Below are 594 nucleotides of genomic sequence, written 5' to 3' on the forward strand. Positions count from 1 at the left end.
TCCACCAGGAGATAGAGCTTGGCCCCGGCCTGCTTTGCCCGCTCAAATTCCCGGGTAAAGCGAGGCCGGTCTTTGCAATAGCAGTTGGCCAGCTCATCCAGCCCAAGCTTGCGTTCGATCGCGACGCTGTCTGACAGATCCAGCGCATCGCAGCAGGCGGAATAATCGCCAAAGCTCAACGCCTTCCGTTCGTGCGGGCAGCCCATCTGCCGCAGCCTGCGCCGTGCCATGAGCGTATCCTGCTCCCTGGAGTCCACCCATATCTTCATGGACTTCAGGGCGACCGCAACGTCGCAGGGATCCATCAGTGGTTGACCCAGGGCAGGTCATCATCATTGTCCGGGAGCGGGCTTGAGGCGCTGAATGCCGATTTCCCGTCAAGCGGCTTATCCTTCGGGGTCTTAAATTTGCCGCTTCGGATGCTCTGTGCATCGGTCAGGGAGCAGCACTGCGTTGTCCAACCGGTCTTCCCATCCATTTCCCATTCCTTGTTCCGGAACAGGACGCCAACCAGCTTGTCCTTTAATTTCGCCTCGTCAAAGTCGAAATGGTATCCTGGATTGCTCTCCTCCAGAGACCACATGACGTTGGAAA

The 594-nt window shown here is 57.7% G+C and carries 2 protein-coding genes; both read right to left on the minus strand.

Features of this window, described 5'->3' with window-relative positions; translation table 11 throughout:
• The coding region (locus tag H8S57_RS18435; protein WP_243204884.1) for an ERCC4 domain-containing protein at positions 1-305 on the minus strand (305 nt) is incomplete at its 3' end.
• Positions 305-594, minus strand: a 290-nt coding sequence (locus H8S57_RS18440) for a hypothetical protein (protein ID WP_369807663.1), incomplete at its 5' end; no start/stop codon positions are given. The genes H8S57_RS18440 and H8S57_RS18435, both read right to left, overlap by 1 nt.

This window comes from Lawsonibacter hominis, from assembly GCF_014287895.1.
GTDB classification, from domain to species: domain Bacteria; phylum Bacillota; class Clostridia; order Oscillospirales; family Oscillospiraceae; genus Lawsonibacter_A; species Lawsonibacter_A hominis.